The 15,608-nt window shown below is 64.7% G+C and carries 16 protein-coding genes and 1 pseudogene; 5 read left to right on the forward strand and 12 right to left on the reverse strand.

What is annotated here, in order from left to right; genetic code table 11:
• Positions 1 to 195: 195 nt before the first annotated feature.
• On the forward strand, positions 196 to 1,098 hold the full coding sequence (locus XH85_RS07615) for an alpha/beta fold hydrolase (protein ID WP_128931399.1): 903 nt from the start codon (positions 196 to 198) through the stop codon (positions 1,096 to 1,098).
• A gap of 103 nt (positions 1,099 to 1,201) precedes the next feature.
• Here XH85_RS07615 and XH85_RS07620 read toward each other — a convergent pair whose 3' ends face one another.
• Positions 1,202 to 1,660, reverse strand: a complete 459-nt coding sequence (locus tag XH85_RS07620; RefSeq protein WP_128931400.1) for a nucleoside deaminase — start codon at positions 1,658 to 1,660, stop codon at positions 1,202 to 1,204.
• Positions 1,661 to 1,779: 119 nt separating this feature from the next.
• On the opposite strand from XH85_RS07620, the gene XH85_RS07625 reads away from it, so the two are divergent.
• The gene (locus XH85_RS07625; RefSeq protein ID WP_164940087.1) at positions 1,780 to 3,702 is read left to right on the forward strand and encodes a pseudouridine synthase; all 1,923 of its coding nucleotides are present in this window, start codon (positions 1,780 to 1,782) and stop codon (positions 3,700 to 3,702) included.
• A 1-nt stretch (position 3,703) separates the two neighbouring features.
• Positions 3,704 to 4,258 carry a 16S rRNA (guanine(966)-N(2))-methyltransferase RsmD gene (gene rsmD, locus XH85_RS07630; protein ID WP_128931402.1) on the forward strand — a complete coding sequence of 185 codons (555 nt, stop codon included), beginning with the start codon at positions 3,704 to 3,706 and terminating at the stop codon, positions 4,256 to 4,258.
• A 108-nt stretch (positions 4,259 to 4,366) separates the two neighbouring features.
• On the opposite strand, the gene mutL is transcribed toward rsmD, so the two are convergent.
• Positions 4,367 to 6,181 carry a DNA mismatch repair endonuclease MutL gene (gene mutL, locus XH85_RS07635; RefSeq protein WP_128931403.1) on the reverse strand — a complete coding sequence of 605 codons (1,815 nt, stop codon included), beginning with the start codon at positions 6,179 to 6,181 and terminating at the stop codon, positions 4,367 to 4,369.
• A 250-nt stretch (positions 6,182 to 6,431) separates the two neighbouring features.
• Here mutL and XH85_RS07640 point away from each other — a divergent pair, with 250 nt between their 5' ends.
• On the forward strand, positions 6,432 to 6,749 hold the full coding sequence (locus XH85_RS07640; RefSeq protein ID WP_128931404.1) for a ribbon-helix-helix domain-containing protein: 318 nt from the start codon (positions 6,432 to 6,434) through the stop codon (positions 6,747 to 6,749).
• A 226-nt stretch (positions 6,750 to 6,975) separates the two neighbouring features.
• Here XH85_RS07640 and XH85_RS07645 read toward each other — a convergent pair whose 3' ends face one another.
• The 7 genes and pseudogenes from XH85_RS07645 to XH85_RS07675 all read right to left on the reverse strand — a co-directional run bounded on the left by XH85_RS07645 (position 6,976) and on the right by XH85_RS07675 (position 11,408).
• A complete protein-coding gene (locus tag XH85_RS07645) occupies positions 6,976 to 8,544 on the reverse strand; it encodes a GMC family oxidoreductase (protein ID WP_128931405.1) in 1,569 nt (522 codons plus the stop codon).
• Positions 8,545 to 8,572: 28 nt separating this feature from the next.
• Complete coding sequence (locus XH85_RS07650; RefSeq protein WP_128931406.1) at positions 8,573 to 9,121, reverse strand: gluconate 2-dehydrogenase subunit 3 family protein; 549 nt, start codon at positions 9,119 to 9,121, stop codon at positions 8,573 to 8,575.
• Between the two features lie 46 nt (positions 9,122 to 9,167).
• Positions 9,168 to 9,551, reverse strand: a complete 384-nt coding sequence (locus XH85_RS07655) for a VOC family protein (RefSeq protein ID WP_245473395.1) — start codon at positions 9,549 to 9,551, stop codon at positions 9,168 to 9,170.
• Positions 9,482 to 9,796, reverse strand: coding sequence for a hypothetical protein (locus XH85_RS07660; RefSeq protein ID WP_128931407.1), 315 nt, complete (start codon positions 9,794 to 9,796; stop codon positions 9,482 to 9,484). Before XH85_RS07660 ends, XH85_RS07655 begins: the two co-directional genes overlap by 70 nt.
• Positions 9,793 to 10,899, reverse strand: a complete 1,107-nt coding sequence (locus XH85_RS07665) for an IS5 family transposase (protein ID WP_128937143.1) — start codon at positions 10,897 to 10,899, stop codon at positions 9,793 to 9,795. Before XH85_RS07665 ends, XH85_RS07660 begins: the two co-directional genes overlap by 4 nt.
• Positions 10,900 to 10,973: 74 nt before the next feature.
• Positions 10,974 to 11,054, reverse strand: a pseudogene (locus XH85_RS07670) (VOC family protein); the annotation flags it as partial.
• Entirely contained in the window at positions 11,055 to 11,408 is a 354-nt protein-coding gene (locus tag XH85_RS07675; protein WP_338025611.1) for a c-type cytochrome, read from the reverse strand.
• A 343-nt stretch (positions 11,409 to 11,751) separates the two neighbouring features.
• Between XH85_RS07675 and XH85_RS07680 the strand changes: the two genes are divergently transcribed.
• Positions 11,752 to 12,057: a hypothetical protein gene (locus XH85_RS07680; protein WP_128931408.1), complete on the forward strand. Its 306-nt coding sequence runs from the start codon at positions 11,752 to 11,754 to the stop codon at positions 12,055 to 12,057.
• A gap of 58 nt (positions 12,058 to 12,115) precedes the next feature.
• Here XH85_RS07680 and arfB read toward each other — a convergent pair whose 3' ends face one another.
• From arfB to XH85_RS07695, 3 genes are all read right to left on the reverse strand, one after another.
• Entirely contained in the window at positions 12,116 to 12,532 is a 417-nt protein-coding gene (gene arfB, locus XH85_RS07685; RefSeq protein ID WP_128931409.1) for an alternative ribosome rescue aminoacyl-tRNA hydrolase ArfB, read from the reverse strand.
• Positions 12,533 to 12,712: 180 nt separating this feature from the next.
• Complete coding sequence (locus tag XH85_RS07690) at positions 12,713 to 14,086, reverse strand: M16 family metallopeptidase (protein ID WP_164940250.1); 1,374 nt, start codon at positions 14,084 to 14,086, stop codon at positions 12,713 to 12,715.
• Positions 14,083 to 15,477: a M16 family metallopeptidase gene (locus tag XH85_RS07695; protein ID WP_420837869.1), complete on the reverse strand. Its 1,395-nt coding sequence runs from the start codon at positions 15,475 to 15,477 to the stop codon at positions 14,083 to 14,085. The genes XH85_RS07690 and XH85_RS07695 overlap by 4 nt, the downstream gene beginning before the upstream one ends.
• Positions 15,478 to 15,608: the final 131 nt, after the last annotated feature.

The raw sequence follows: 15,608 nt of genomic DNA on the forward strand, positions 1-15,608 counted from the left end.
CGGTGCGCAAAGCGCACCAGTCCGAAAATCTCGAGGCTTGCTGTCACCGCGCCGCCACATCGACATTCCAGAATGTGCAATCGGCTGTTGGGGTTAGCAGCCCCGCCGATAATACCGCTACTGTGCATGGGGTTGTTTTCGACATTTGTTTGTCGGGGGCCGGCTCCGGGACTGACCAGACAAGGATGCAGAAAGATGTCCGATCTCGCCGACCTCTATCCGGGCTTTGCCGCCGAATGGATCGACACCTCCTTCGGCCGCATCTTCGCCCGCGTCGGCGGCAGCGGGCCGCCGCTGCTCCTGCTGCATGGCTTCTCCGAGACCCACGTGATGTGGCACCAGGTGGCGCCGCAGCTGGCCGATAGGTTCACGCTTATCATTGCCGACCTGCCGGGCTATGGCTGGTCCGACATGCCCGCGAGCGATGCGCTGCATATCCCCTACAGCAAGCGCGCCATGGCCAAGGCCATGGTCGAGGTGATGGAGCGCCTCGGCCACGTGCATTTCGCGCTCGCCGGCCACGACCGCGGCGGCCGCGTCTCCTACCGCCTCGCGCTCGACCATCCCGGCCGGCTGTCGCGCCTCGCCGTGCTCGATATCCTGCCGACCTACAATTACTGGGAGCGGATGAACCGCGCCTACGCGCTGAAGATCTATCACTGGACCTTCCTGGCGCAGCCTTATCCGTTGCCCGAGACCCTGATCGCCAGCAATGGCGAGTTCTTCCTGCGCTTCAAGATGGCGAGCCAGACCAAGTCGAAGACGTTGGACGCGATCGACGAGCGCGCGCTCGAGCACTATCTCGCCCCGTTCCGCGATCCCGCCCGGGTGCATGCGATGTGCGAGGACTATCGCGCCGGCGCCTATTTCGACTACGACCTCGACAAGGCCGATTTCGAGGCCGGCAAGAAGATCGCCGTTCCCATGCTGGCGTTGTGGGGCAATGCCGGCATCGCCCAGGCCGCCGCCACCCCGCTCGACACCTGGAAGGAATGGGCCACGGATGTCGTGGGCATGCCGGTGGATTCCGGCCACTTCCTCACCGAGGAGAACCCGGAGGTCACCGCGAGCGCGTTGCGCGAGTTTTTCTCGGCTTGATCCTCATCGTCATTGCGAGGAGCTCTTGCGACGAAGCAATCCAGTCTGTCTCCGCGGAAAGAATCTGGATTGCTTCGCTACGCTCGCAATGACGAGGAGGGACCTACCGCCGTTCGCGAAAGAACTCCCGCAGCAGCCGCGCCGCCTCGCTCTCGCCGACCCCGGAATAGACCTCCGGCGCGTGATGGCAGGTCGGGGAAGCAAAGAACCGCACGCCGGACTCGACCGCGCCACCCTTGGGGTCGGCGGCGCCGTAATAGAGCCGCCTCACCCTTGCAAAGGAGATGGCGCCGGCACACATGGTGCAGGGCTCGAGCGTCACGTAGAGGTCGCAGTCGACGAGGCGCTCGCTGCCGATCTTCTTCGCCGCCTCGCGCAGCGCGATGATCTCGGCATGGGCCGTCGGGTCGTAATCGGTCAGCGTCCGGTTCGCCGCGGTGGCGATGACCTCGTAATTGCGGACCACGACGCACCCGATCGGAACTTCGCCCGATTTTCCGGCATTTTCGGCCGTCTTAAGCGCCAAATCCATGAAAGAAGGGGCTTTCATGCCTCGTATCATCGCCAGAAACCTGCTACTAGCTCCGCCTTCAGCAAGAGTGGATACCGATTTTGCCTGAGCATGCGGCTCGGAACGAGCGCGCACAATGCTCATCGCGCCACCCCTAAGTGAGATTATTCATGCCCCGCGACAGCGACAAAGACAACGATTCCCGCGGCCGGCGTGATCGTGGCCCGTCCAAGGGCCGTACCGGCAAGCCCCGGGGACCGGACAAGAAATTCGCCAAGCGCGGCTTCGAGGGCAAGCGCGATCGCGACAGCCGCCCGCCCCGCGAGGGTCGTGAGGGCCGTCCGTTCCGCCGCCGCGAGGAGGGCGACGCGCCGCGCCGCGATTTCAGTGACCGTCCGCGCTTCAAGCGCGACGACCGCGGCGGAGAGGGCCGCGGCGAGCGCAGCTTCAAGCCGCGGGGTGATCGGCCGTTCAAGCCGCGCGGCGACCGTCCGAAGTTCGATCGTGATGAGCGCGCGCCGCGCGGTGAGCGTTCGGAGCGGCGGTTCGAGGACCGCAAGTTTTCGCGCGGCGACTCCGACCGGCCGCGTAAGGACTTTGGCCGCGACCGTGACTTCCGGGATAGCAAGCGCAGCTTTGGCGACCATCCGAGGGATCGTGGCGAGCGCGGCGATTCAAAGCCGTGGCAGAAGCGCGACGATCGTCCGCGCAGTGACCGGCCGCGCAAGAGCTTCGACAAGGATTTCGGCGGCCGTGATCGCGGCGATGAAAAGCCCTGGCGTCAGCGCGACGACCGTCGTGAAGGTGGCCGTGGCGACGATCGTCCGCGTTTCTCCCGGCGCCGCGACGAGGGCGATGATCGCCCGCGTTTCTCGCGCCCGCGCGAGGAGCGCTCCGGTGACGATCGTCCGCGCTTCAATCGCTCGCGCGAAAAGCGGCCGGAAGGCCGCATGGACTGGCAGGAGCATCCCCGCAGCGAGGGTCGCTTCCGCGATCGGCCGCCCCGCGACAACGAGGACGACAGCAGGATTTTCGAGAAGCGTCCCGCCTTCGGCGGCCGCGGCGCCTATCGCGATCGCGATCGCGATTTCGAAGGGCGTCCGCGCCGTGAAGACGCGCCTAAGCCGAAGAAGGCCGGCGAGCGCATTGCAAAAGTGCTGGCCCGCGCGGGCCTCGCTTCGCGGCGCGATGCCGAGGAATTGGTTACGCAGGGCCGCGTCACCGTCAACGGCCGGGTGATCAATTCGCCGGCGCTCGACGTCACCCAGAACGACGTCGTCGCCGTCGACGGCAAGCCGTTGCCGCCGCGCGAGCGCACGCGGCTGTTCCTCTATCACAAGCCACGCGGGTTGATGACGACACATGACGACCCCGAGGGGCGCCCGACCGTGTTCGACAATCTTCCCGAAGGTCTGCCGCGTTTGATCAGCGTCGGCCGGCTCGACTTCAACACCGAAGGCTTGTTGCTGCTCACCAATGACGGCGGCCTCGCCCGTACGCTTGAGCTGCCGGACACCGGCTGGCTGCGCCGCTACCGCGTCCGCGCCCATGGCGACGTCACCCAGGCGCAGCTCGACGAGCTCAAGGGTGGCATCGAGGTCGAAGGCGTCAAATACGGTCCGATCGAAGCGACGCTGGAGCGCGACCAGGGCGCCAATGTCTGGCTGGTGTTCGCGATCCGCGAGGGCAAGAACCGCGAGGTGCGCAATGTCTGCGCCCATCTCGGGCTCGAGGTGAATCGGCTGATCCGCGTCTCCTATGGCCCGTTCCAGCTCGGCGAGATCCCGGAAGGCCAGGTCGAAGAGATCAAGTCGCGCGTGCTGCGCGAGCAGCTCGGCGACAAGGTGATCGAGAAGTCGGGCGCCGAGTTCGACGTGCCCGCGAAATCCGCCGCGCGCGAGGGCGATGCGCCGAAGAAGCCGATGAAGCGCGCTGTCATCAACGATCGCAAAGGCCGCCGCGTGCTGGTGCAGCGTACCGGCAGCGAGGAGGCGCGCGAGCGCAACGAGCTGGAGGCGAGCGGCTATGGCCCGCCGCGCCGTCCCAAGCGCGGCTATCACGGCAAGCGCGACCTGACGCCGCGGGAGGATTAATTTGCGCGTCGTCGGCGGTCGTCTGAAGGGGCGCAATCTTGCCTCACCGTCTTCGCGCGACATCCGCCCCACGGCGGACCGCCTGCGCGAGTCCGTGTTCAACATCCTCGTGCACGCCTATGACGATCCGATCGAGGACGCGCGCGTGCTCGATCTCTTCGCTGGCACCGGCGCCCTCGGCATCGAGGCGTCGTCGCGCGGGGCGAAGTTCACGTTGTTCGTCGACAATGGGGCCGAAGCGCGAGCATTGCTGCGCAACAATGTCGAGTCGCTCGGCCTCGGCGGTGTGACCAAGGTCTATCGCCGCGATGCGACCGATCTAGGCCCCGCGCATCCCGTCGAGCCGTTCTCGCTGGTGTTCCTCGATCCGCCCTATGGCAAGGGCTTTGCTGAGAAGGCGCTGGCGAGCTTGCGCGACGGCGGTTGGCTCACGCCGGGTGCACTGCTGGTGGTGGAAGAGGCGAAGGCCGCGCAGTTCGTGACGCCGGAAGGTTTCGAAGAATTGGAGCGGCGGGCTTATGATGACACGGAGTTCGTGTTTCTGAGGAAGCCGTAGTCTCGCTGCCGTAGGGTGGGCAAAGGCGCAAAGCGCCGTGCCCACCATCTTTTCTTGATCGCCAGAGAAATGGTGGGCACGCTTCGCTTTGCCCACCCTACGGCACCGTCACCTCCGCCCGAACAGCTTCTCCACATCGCTCAGCTTCAGCTCGACATAGGTCGGGCGGCCGTGATTGCACTGGCCGGAGTTCGGGGTGTCCTCCATCTCGCGGAGCAGGGCGTTCATCTCCTCCGGCCGCAGCCGGCGGCCGGCGCGGACCGAGCCGTGGCAGGCCATGGTGGCGGCGACATGCATCAGGCGGCGCTCCAGCGGCAAAGCCTCGTCCCACTCGGCCATGTGCTCGGCGAGATCGCGGAGTAGCCCGCCTGCATTGGTCTTGCCCAACAGCGACGGCGTCTCGCGCACCGCGACCGCGCCGGGGCCGAAGGACTCGATGGCGAGACCGAACGATGCCAGCTCCTCGCTGCGATCGAGCAGGCGCTCCACAGTAGATTCGTCCATCTCGACGATCTCGGGGATCAGCAAGATCTGCCGCTGCACGCCGTTCGCCGCCAGCGAGGCCTTCAGCCGCTCATAGACGATGCGCTCGTGCGCGGCATGCTGGTCGACGATGATCAACCCGTCGCGGGTTTGCGAGACGATATAGGTCTCGTGGATCTGGGTGCGTGCGGCGCCGAGCGGGCGGTCGACGAGATCGCCGGCGGGCTGCGTCTCGGTTCGCACATCCGCACTGGGCGCACCGACATCGAATGCGGCTTGCGCGCGCTCGGCGAAGGCGGGCGCTGCTGAACCTTCGAACGACGGCAGCGTCCCAACCGGGACGGATGGCGATTGGCGCCAGTCCCAACTGGCAGACCGTTGCGGCGTGAAGGCAGGGCGGAACGAGGACAAGGCGGCACCGCCGCTGTTGGCCGCCGTGCGCCGTCCCTCGCGCGCAAGCCCTTCCTTCAATCCATGCACGATCAGCGCGCGCACCAGCCCCGCGTTACGGAAGCGCACCTCGGTCTTGGCCGGATGCACGTTGGCGTCGACCTCACGTGGATCGAGCGTGACGAACAGCGCCACCACGGGATGGCGGTCGCGCGGCAGATAGTCGGAATAGGCCGCGCGCACCGCGCCGAGGATCAGCTTGTCGCGCACCGGACGGCCGTTAACGAAGAGATATTGCCCGAGCGCGTTGGCTTTGGTCAGCGCAGGTGCGGCGGCATAGCCGGCGACCACGACGCCCTCGCGCTCGGCATGGACCTCGATGGCGTGGCTGCGAAACTCCGCGCCCAGGATATCGCCGAGCCGCGTCAGGCGCCCCGCGGCACCGGGCAGCGCCGCGGCCCAGGTCACCGGCGCACGCTCCTCGCCCGCGAGCGTGAAGGCGATATCGGGCCGCGCCATCGCGAGGCGCCGGACCACTTCGCGAATGGCTTCCGCCTCGGTGCGGTCGGTCTTCAGAAACTTCAGCCGCGCGGGTGTCGCGTAGAAGAGATCGTTGACCTCGACCCGCGTGCCATGCGCCAGCGCCGCCGGCATGATCTCGGACTTCTCGCCGCCTTCGACAGTCAACGCCCAGGCGTGCGGCTCGCTGGCGTGCCGCGTCGTGATGGAGAGGCGCGCGACTGCCCCGATCGACGGCAGCGCCTCGCCGCGGAATCCGAGGGTGCGGATCTGGAGCAGGTCCTCATCGTCGAGCTTGGAGGTGGCGTGGCGCTCGACTGCGAGCGCGAGATCCTTTGCAGTCATGCCGCCGCCGTCATCGGTGATGCCGATCCGCCGGCGCCCGCCACCGTCGGTGAAGACGTCGATGCGGCTCGCGCCGGCATCGATCGCGTTCTCGACGAGCTCCTTGACCACGCTCGCCGGACGTTCGACCACCTCGCCGGCGGCGATGCGGTTGACGACTTGCTCTGGAAGCTGGCGGACGGGCATGACTCGATCTTGGGGCTCGAACGGGGATTCGCAGACGACGCTATTCTAGGCCGTGTTGCGTCAAAAGCATGGGCTGGGCAACACCGGAGTGGCGGGCTGGGGAAGAGGGCTCTCTATCACATTGAAGACATTGGGCGTTCGAGAAAATTCCGCAACCGGGATGGACGCGTCTCCGGCCACCGTCGTGATTGTGAGGTGCCGGGGAGCGGTGTAGCATCGTGAAAAAATGGCAACAGGACGGGAGGACGCCATGTGCCATCTCTTCGCGCACCAGCCCCAACGCGACTACGAATCCCAAACCCGTTCGTTAAGGATCGGCGGGCACTGCACCTCGATTCGGCTGGAAATGGCGTTCTGGGACACGCTGGAGGAGATCGCGGCCAAGGAGAGCATGAGCCTCGGCAAGTTCCTGACGACACTCTACAACGAGGTGCTTGATCATCATGGCGAGGTCAACAATTTCGCGTCGCTGCTGCGGTGCTCGTGTTTGATCTACCGCTCCCGGAGCTCGGTGCCGGTGCAGGAATTCAAGGGCACCGTGGAGCCGATTCTCGACGCGGCGGAATAGACGTTCCAACATAAGTGCGTAGCCCGGACGGAGCGAAGCGCAATCCGGGATTCGAGCGCACGTGAAGGCGGCCCCGGATTGCGCTGCGCTCCATCCGGGCTACGGGACTACGATACCCCCCGGCGTCATTGCGAGGAGCTCTTGCGACGAAGCAATCCAGACTGTCGCTGCGGAGAGATTCTGGATTGCTTCGCTGCGCTCGCAATGACGGGGAGGATGCCCGGCCTCAAATCTCCTTCTTCTGCATCGCGCCGGCGATGTAGTCGGCCTGCCGGATGGCCAGCGCGACGATGGTCAGCGTCGGGTTGCAGGCCGCGCCGCTGGTGAACTGGCTGCCGTCGGAGACGAACAGGTTCTTGATGTCGTGGCTCTGACCGAACTTATTGACCACGCCGTCCCGCGGTTTGTCGCTCATCCGGTTGGTGCCAAGATTGTGCGTGCTCGGATAGGGCGGCGTCGGATAGGTCACGGTGGCGCCGACGGCGTCGTAGACTGCAGCGCCTTGCTTGTAGGCATGGGCCCGCATTGCGACGTCGTTGGGATGATCGTCGAAATGTACGCTCGCGACCGGCTGTCCGAACTTGTCCTTCACGACAGGGTCGAGCGTTATGCGATTGGTTTCCTGCGGCATGTCTTCGCCGACCAGCCACATGCCGGCCATCCTGGGATAACCGTCGAGTGCTGAGGTGAACGGACGGCCCCAGGCGCCGGGATTGAGGAACGCCGCCATGAAGGGCAGGCCGATCGACAGCGTCTCCATCTCGTAGCCGCCGACGAATCCGCGCTTCGGATTGTTGGCGGCTTCATCACGGATGATGCCGGCCATGGTGGTGCCGCGATACATGTGCACCGACTTTTCGAACACGGCGTAGACGCTGCCGGTCATGTGACGCATGTAGTTGCGGCCGACTTGGCCGCTCGAATTGGCGAGACCATCGGGGAACGTGGTCGAGGCGCTGTTGAGCAGCAGCCGCGGGCTTTCGATCGAATTGCCGGCCACCGCGACGATGCGCGCCTTCTGGCGCTGCATTGCGCCATTTTCGTCGGCGTAGACGACGCCGGTCACCTTGCCGCTCGCATCGTGCTCGATCTTGACCACCATGCTGCCGGGGCGGACTTCGAGATTGCCGGTCGCCTCGCCCTTCGGGATCTCGGTGTAGAGCGTCGACCATTTCGCGCCGGATTTGCAGCCCTGGAAGCAGAATCCGATCTGCTGGCAGGAGCCGCGCCCGTCGCGCGGCTGGCTGTTGATCGCCATGTTGCCGGTGTGCACGGTCTTGTAGCCGAGCTTCTTCGCGCCGGCCTCCAGCACCTTGAAGTTATTATTGCCGGGAAGCCCGGGAATGCCGTTGGTGCGGGTCACGCCCATCTTGTTCTCGGCCTTGGCGTACCACGGCTCCATCTCCGCGAGCGTGACCGGCCAGTCCAGCAGATTCGCACCGGGAATGTTGCCGTAGGTGCTCTTCACCCTGAACTCGTGCTCGTCGAAACGCAGCGAGGCGCCGGCCCAATGCACGGTGGAGCCGCCGACCGCCTTGACGATCCAGGCGGGGAGACCCGAAAAATCCTTGGCGACGCGCCATGTGCCTGACGTGGTGCGCGCATCGGTCCAGGCGAGCTGCGAGAAGCTCTCCCATTCGTCGTTGATGAAGTCGTGGTTCTCGATGCGGGGACCTGCCTCGAGAATGACGACCTTGACGCCTTTCTGCGCGAGCTCGTTGCCCAGCGTGCCGCCGCCGGCGCCGGAGCCGACGATCACCACAACGCTGGAGTCGTTCAGATCGAATTTTGCCATATGCGTTCTCCTGAACCGTTGGGTGACGTTAAGCCTTCGGCAGCCAGTCAATGTCGGCAAAGCCGCGGTTGATGTATCCGCCATGCTCGGCCGAGGAGCCCTCGTAGCCGAACCGCGGCCAGACCTCTTTCTGGTTGTAGAGCGAGACGACGAGGTCGCCGCGCACCTTCTGGAAGAAGTCGCTCTGCTCGATCTCCTTCAGCAACACCACGCGGTCGGCTTCCCAGGGCACCTCGGCGTAAGCCACCTTGTGGCGATCGCGCGCGTTCTGGTCGAGCCGCGTGATGCCGTCGCTGATCAGCGATTTGACGGCGGGATCCTTGGCCGCCTTGCCATCCCACGGCTTGATCGCGGTGATGTAGTAGCTGTCGCCGAGCACATCGTGCGGATAGATGTCGCGCGCGACCTTCAGCAGTGTCTTCATTGTCGCGGGCGACAGCGCGCTCGCTTCATCTGCCCAGGCATTGTCGATACTGACACCGACGCTGGTCGCGACGGCCGCAACCGGTACGGCGGTTGCCGCGCCCTTGAGAAAGACGCGGCGGCTGTGCTTGCTTCGACGGTCGACTTCTCTCATGGCATGTCCTCCTTCAATTCTTGTGATTTGGATTATCGTGATTTGGTCAATTGAACCGGCCGCCCCGTTGGATCACTTCGATCTTGTAGCCATCGGGATCGTTGACGAAGAAGAAGCGCGCCAGCGTCCTGCCGTCGTGCTTGAAGTCGCGTAAGGGGCCCGGCGCGAGCTGCTCGCGCTCGAAGCGGGCATGTTCGGCGTCGAGGTCTTCGACCACGACGGCGAGATGGCCGTAGCCGTCGCCGAGCTGGTACGGCTCCTGGCGGTCGAAATTCACCGTCAGCTCGAGCTCGAAAGGTGAGGAGGGATGACGCAGATAGATCAGGGCGAAATCCGCGAATTTCAGATGGTCGGCGACCTCTAACAGGCTGTTGAAGAAGTAGCCAATCGGCGGGCGATAAAAGGAATGTCGTCGCCGCCTTCGAGGCATATCTTACCTTCGAGCGAGCCATCGGCGAGCTCTTCTGCCCAACCACGGCCTTTTGCGGGCTCCATCTCGTCGTTGCCATCCCATGTGAACTCGACGGCATCGCCTTCGCAACGGCCGTATATTGCCCCGGTGAGACAATCCAGGGCGAACTCGCCACCATCGTTTGTGAACAGGATGTAAGAGCCCGACCCGGCCATGTCGTGATCGGGCGTTTCCACGACGCGCCATTTGCCCCGCACGCTCATAGCTGCACCGCCAGCAGCTTGGGCAGGCGGATCAGATTGTAGGCGGCAAGCGCCAACGTAAAGACGGCGTCCACACGCTCGCGCCCTCGCAGCTTTACCTTGGCCAGACCGGCGGAACTCTTGATCCATCCGAACACTTCCTCAATCCGCTTGCGGCAGCGTTGGCTGATCTCGTAGCCGGCATGGCGGGTGGAGCGGGCATCGACCGCCGTCTTGCGCGGGACGCCTGTCTTGCTGAGGTGTCCGTCGATTGCGATGTGCGGCGTCACCGATCGTTCTCTCAAGTCGTGCACGAACTGCGTAACGTCATAAGCCTTGTCCGCGCCGAGCGTGACCCGCCGGCCTCTGGGATGGCAATTATCAATCAACGCCAGCGCTGTCTCTCGTTCGGCCGTACCGGTGGCCTGGCTGACAATGCCGCCGACCGCCAAACCATGGCGATTTTCCATCAGAGCATGCCCCATGTAGCAGAGCTTGGCCGGCTGCCCATCGCCCTTCTTGTACAGCCGAGCCTCCGGATCGGTGGTGCTTTGGTGCGTCTTGTTTGAACGCTTCTCCTTGTGGAAGCTGCGCTCAGCGTTACGTCCCGGCCCCCCACTGTCGTTGTCGCCTCCATCCCTTCTGCGGAAGCTCTTGATCGAAGCCCACGCCTCAATCAGCGTGCCGTCCACCGAGAAGTGGTCGCTCGACAATAGCCGCTTCACTTTCGGCTGAGCCATTACCGCGGAGAGGAACTTAGCGGCGATCTCACCCTCTAGCAGCCGGTCGCGGTTCTTGGAAAAGGTCGAGTGGTCCCACACCGGATCGTCCACGCCAAGACCGACAAACCAGCGGAACAACAGGTCGAACTCCAGCCGCTCCATCAATTGTCGTTCCGAGCGGATGCCATAGAACGCCTGCAACAACATCGCCCGAAGCAGCCTCTCCGGTGCAATCGAGGGTCGGCCAAAGTCCGTGTAAAGCCCCGCAAATGCCTTCGATAGATCGTCCAGCGCAGCGTTCACAATCTCCCGGATCTTCCGTAAGGCGTGATCCGGGCGAACCCGCGCTTCAAGATCCACGTAACTGAAGAGCGATCCAGACCGCTCGTCCGATCCCCGCATCATGGCCTCCCGATTCAACTATCGAGAGAATCACGTCCACTGCCATCCCGCCAGAGACTTCTTCAACAGCCTGCTAAGCCGAAGGCGCGTCTGTAGAAGTCGAGCGATCGCGCGTCGTCGCGCACGCGGATCATGGAATGGACGGGCTTTGCCATTCAATTCTGCTCCTTGAGATAAGTGATGATGGCGGCGCGCGTCTCCGGCTTCGCCTGCCGGTAAGCCATGACCACGCCGGGAACGACCGCTTGAGGATTGGCCAGCCAGGCGTCGAGCTTTGCCTCGTCCCAGGCGAAGTCAGCCTTCGCGAGATTCTCCGAGTAGCGAAAGCCATCGAGCTTGCCGGCGGGCCGGCCCACGATCTTGACCAGAGGCGGACCCTGCCGCATCGGCTCCGACAGGTTGGTGGTGTGGCACACCGCGCATTGCTGTTTGAAGAGTGTCGCGCCATCCAGCGGTCTTGCCGCCGGCAAGGGCATCTGCGCGTCGGCAACCCGCATCATCAGCACCATCGCGGTGCACAATGCCAGCACGACTGCGCGCATCGCCAAGAGCTCGCCCCATCCACTTCGAAGTCAGCGTGCGCAAACTCTAGGCGGCGCCAAAGATGCAGTGGTAGTAGCGGGCTGTTTCGCTGCAAGCGGGGGCTCGCGCGTGGCGTGTGTTCCGCGCTGCCGCATATGAGGAGCACAATTCCGCGAAACCGCCCAGAAATCCCTAAACGATGACCACACGACGCAGGTTGCATCACAACCGCGCCGTTCAAACTCTCTTTGCGATGAACTGGTCCGGTGCAGGCGAGCGGCGCAGGGATGTTGCCGTGCCGTTCATCGCGAAAAAATCCAGGAGAAATGGATGAAGTTGGTGAAGACCTCTGCAATCGCATGCGCTCTCTCGGCCCTCATTGCGACGCCTGTTCTCGCGCAAGGTACGTCATCTGGCGTGAAGCCCGGAGGCACCGTGCAAAGCAAACCCATGCAGGGCGGCACGGTGGGCAGCGAGGATGATGATGTCGGCGCGCAGCAGGGGGCTGCCGGCGAGAAGGTCGGCGTGAAGTCGACCAAGGGTAAAGGTACCGCCGGAACCACTGGCAGCGCGACACGTAAGGGCACGGCCGACGATGCGGCTACGGGCGGTGCTGCGACCGGCAAGCGCTACTGACGCCAGCTTACGAACCGGCAAACCTTCGGTCGCTCTGCGACCGAAGGTTTTTGCTTGATCAATCGTCGAAGCGGCCGCCGCGTCCGGCCTTGATGTCGCTACGCCGCTTCTTGCCTTCGAGCCGGCGCTGCTTGGACGCGAAGGTCGGCCGTGTCGCGCGCCGCGGGATCGGGCGTACCATCGCCTCGCGCAACATTTCGACCAGCCGGTCGATGGCATCCTGCCGATTGCGCTCCTGGGTGCGGAAGCGCTGGGCGTGGATCACGATCACGCCGTCCTTGGTCATGCGCTGTCCGGCGATGCGGGCAAGCCGGATGGCGGCATCCTCCGGCAGGGTCAGCTTGCGCGTGTCGAAGCGCAGTTGCGCTGAAGTCGCGACCTTGTTGACGTTCTGTCCGCCAGGCCCGGAGGCGCGGACAAAGCCGATCTCGATGTCGTCCTCGTCGATGACGAGATCGCGGGATATCCGCAGCATGATGGCACCATTCGTGATGTCCGGACATATCGCGAACATCTACGTTCGGCAATGGTGCATCGTGGAAACGCAAATGGCCGGGACCCGGCTCCGCTATGGCTTCGCCGGACTTTGAGTGCTGGGCCGGCGAAGCCGCAGGCGGAGACGGCGAGCGGCCATTCCAGGAGACGTTTTATCCGATCAGTTCGACTTCGTCGCCGGTACCGCCACCGGCTGCGCAGCGGCCTGGGGGGCGCGGCCGACGACGACGGTGAGGAGGCCCTCGCCCCACAGGCGCTTCGCGGCAGCCTTGGCGTCGTCCAGCGTCACCGCATCGACGATGGCGTTACGCTTCTCGATATAGTCGATCGGCAGCTTGTCCTGCTGATACTGCAACAGCGCCTGCGCCAGCTTGGAGGAGGTGTCGAGCGCCAGCATCTGCGAGCCCTTGAGGTAGGACTTGGCCTCATCGAGCTCCTTCTGTGTCGGGCCCTCCTCGGCGATGCGGCGGACCTCCTTCTCGATGGCGTCGATGGTGTCGCCGGCGCGGTCGGCGCGCGTGCCGGTATTGCCGGTGAACAGCGCCGAGTGCTCCATCCAGAGCAGCGATTCGTACACGGAATAGGCCAGCCCGCGCTTCTCGCGGACCTCGCGATAGAGCCGGGAGGACAATCCACCGCCGCCAAGGATGTGATTGACGACGTAGGCGGCCATGAAGTTGGGATCGCTGCGCTTCACCCCGGGGCCACCGAAGGTGATCACGGTCTGCGGCACGTCGAGCGTCACGAAGGCGCGCTGCGGCGGCTTTGCGGCATCGACGTCGGGGACCGGCGTGAGGTTGGCCTTGGCGGGGAGGCTACCAAAGGTGTGGTCGAGCAGCTTGCCGAGCGTGGCCGGATCGACGTCGCCGACGACCGCGATCTTCAGCCCATCCTTGGCGAGCACGCGGCCGACATAATCCTTCAAGTCGGCGACCGTGATGGTCGGCACGCTGTTGAGGTTGCCGTTGGTCTGCCGGCCGTAGGGGTGATCGCCGAAGGCGACCTCGAGGAATTTGCGGCTCGCCAGCGATGTCGGATTGGTGGTCTCGCGGCGCAGTCCCGAGATGACCTGCGAGCGGATGCGCTCGACGTCGGCGGTGTCGAAATGCGGCGAGGTCAGCGCCATCCTGAGCAGATCGAAGGCCTCGTCCTTATTGTCGCGCAACATGCGCAGGCTGCCGCGGAAAGTATCGCGTGTGGCATTGAAGGAGAGCTCGATGGCGCGGCGGTCGAGCCGTTCATGGAACGTCTTGGAGTCGAGATCGCCGGAGCCCTCGTCGAGAAGGTCGCCGACGAGGTTGGCGACGCCCGATTTGTCCTTGGGATCCTGCGCCGAGCCGCCGGCGAAGGAATATTCCATGGCGATCAGCGGCACGGTTGCGTCCTGCACGAACCAGGCTTCGATGCCGCCCGGAGAGGTCAGATGCTGGATCTTTGCGGCTGCATGCGACGGCGAGACCGCGGCCAGTGCGAGGGCCGCGCCGGTAACGAAGGACAGCGCGAAATGATGCGCGCGAAGGAAGGGATAGGTCACGAACGCTTCTCCTCGCGCTTGGCGGTGGCGGTGTCCTTGATCAGATAGCCCGTCACCGAGCGCTTCTTTTCGAGCCATTTCTGCGCAACGGCGCGAACCTGCTCGGCAGTGACTGCGCGGATGCGGTCGGGCCAGCTCCTGATGTCCTCGATCGATAGGCCCGTGGTCAGCGCGCCGCCATACCAACGCGCCAGCACCGCCTGGTTGTCCTGGGCGTAGATCGCTTCCGCAATGAGCTGGGTCTTGACCCGCTCCAGATCCTCGGCGCGGATCGGGTTCTGCGCGACATTGGCGATGACGCCATCGACCGCCTGCTCGACCTCTGCAAAGCTGACGCCGGGTTTCGGTGCGGCCGAGATCGCGAACTGGGTCGGGTCGAGCGAGATGCTCGAATAGCTGGCGTTGGCGGAGACCGCGAGCGGCTTGTCGACGACGAGGGCGCGGTAGAGATAGGAATTGCTGCCGCTGCCCATCAGCTGCGCGAGCACGTCGAGAGCCGCGCTCTCGCCGGCCGCAGCGGTGGTCGCCGAGGGCACGAGATAATAGCGCCGCATGTTCGGCTGCTCGACCCGCGGGTCGGCCAGCGTGACGGTGCGCGGTGCGGCCGGCTCCGGCTCCTGCGGACGAATGCGCCGCGCCGGGATGGCGGGCTGCGCCGGGATGGCGGCGAAATTGCGCTCGACCAGCGGGCGGATTTCAGCGGCGTCGACGTCGCCGGCGATCACCAGGATCGCGTTGTTCGGCGCGTAGAAGCGGCGGTAGAAGGCGAGCGCATCCTCGCGATCGAGCTTCTCGATCTCCTGGTGCCAGCCGATCACCGGCCGGCCGTACGGGTGGTTGAGATAGAGCGCGGCCATGATCTGCTCGTTCAGCCGCGCGTCCGGATTGTTGGCGACGCGCATGTTGTACTCTTCGAGCACGACGTCGCGCTCGGGCAGCACGTTCTCGTCCTTGAGGATGAGGCCGGTCATGCGGTCGGCCTCGAACTCCATCATGGTCGGCAACTGCTCGCGCGGAACGCGCTGGTAGTAGTTGGTGTAGTCGACCGAGGTCGAGGCGTTCTCGTTGCCACCGACGCGGAGCACGGTCTGCGAGAATTCGCCGACCGGATGCTTCGAGGTGCCCTTGAACATCAGGTGCTCGAGGAAATGCGCGAGGCCGGATTTGCCTGGCGTCTCGTCGGCCGAGCCGACCTTGTACCAGATCATCTCCGTGATCACGGGCGTGCGGTGATCCGGGATCACCACGACCTGCATGCCGTTGCTGAGCGTGAAGCTGGCGGGCGGGGCCGATGTTACCGTGGTCTGGGCGAGGGACGCGCCGGCCGTCAGGACACTCGTCGAAAGCAGCGCGGCAAGGAGGCAGGCAGCCGATCGGTAAGAGGACATCATGATCCCTAGTGAAAGGCCGAGATCCGGATGTCCGGCTCGGAAGCACGGCATGGTACACCGTGCGGCTGAGGCTTCGCGTCACGAAGCAGAGAACTCAACGCGGAGGCAAGTTACTGATAAGCAATTTTGGA

This window comes from Bradyrhizobium zhanjiangense, from assembly GCF_004114935.1.
GTDB classification, from domain to species: domain Bacteria; phylum Pseudomonadota; class Alphaproteobacteria; order Rhizobiales; family Xanthobacteraceae; genus Bradyrhizobium; species Bradyrhizobium zhanjiangense.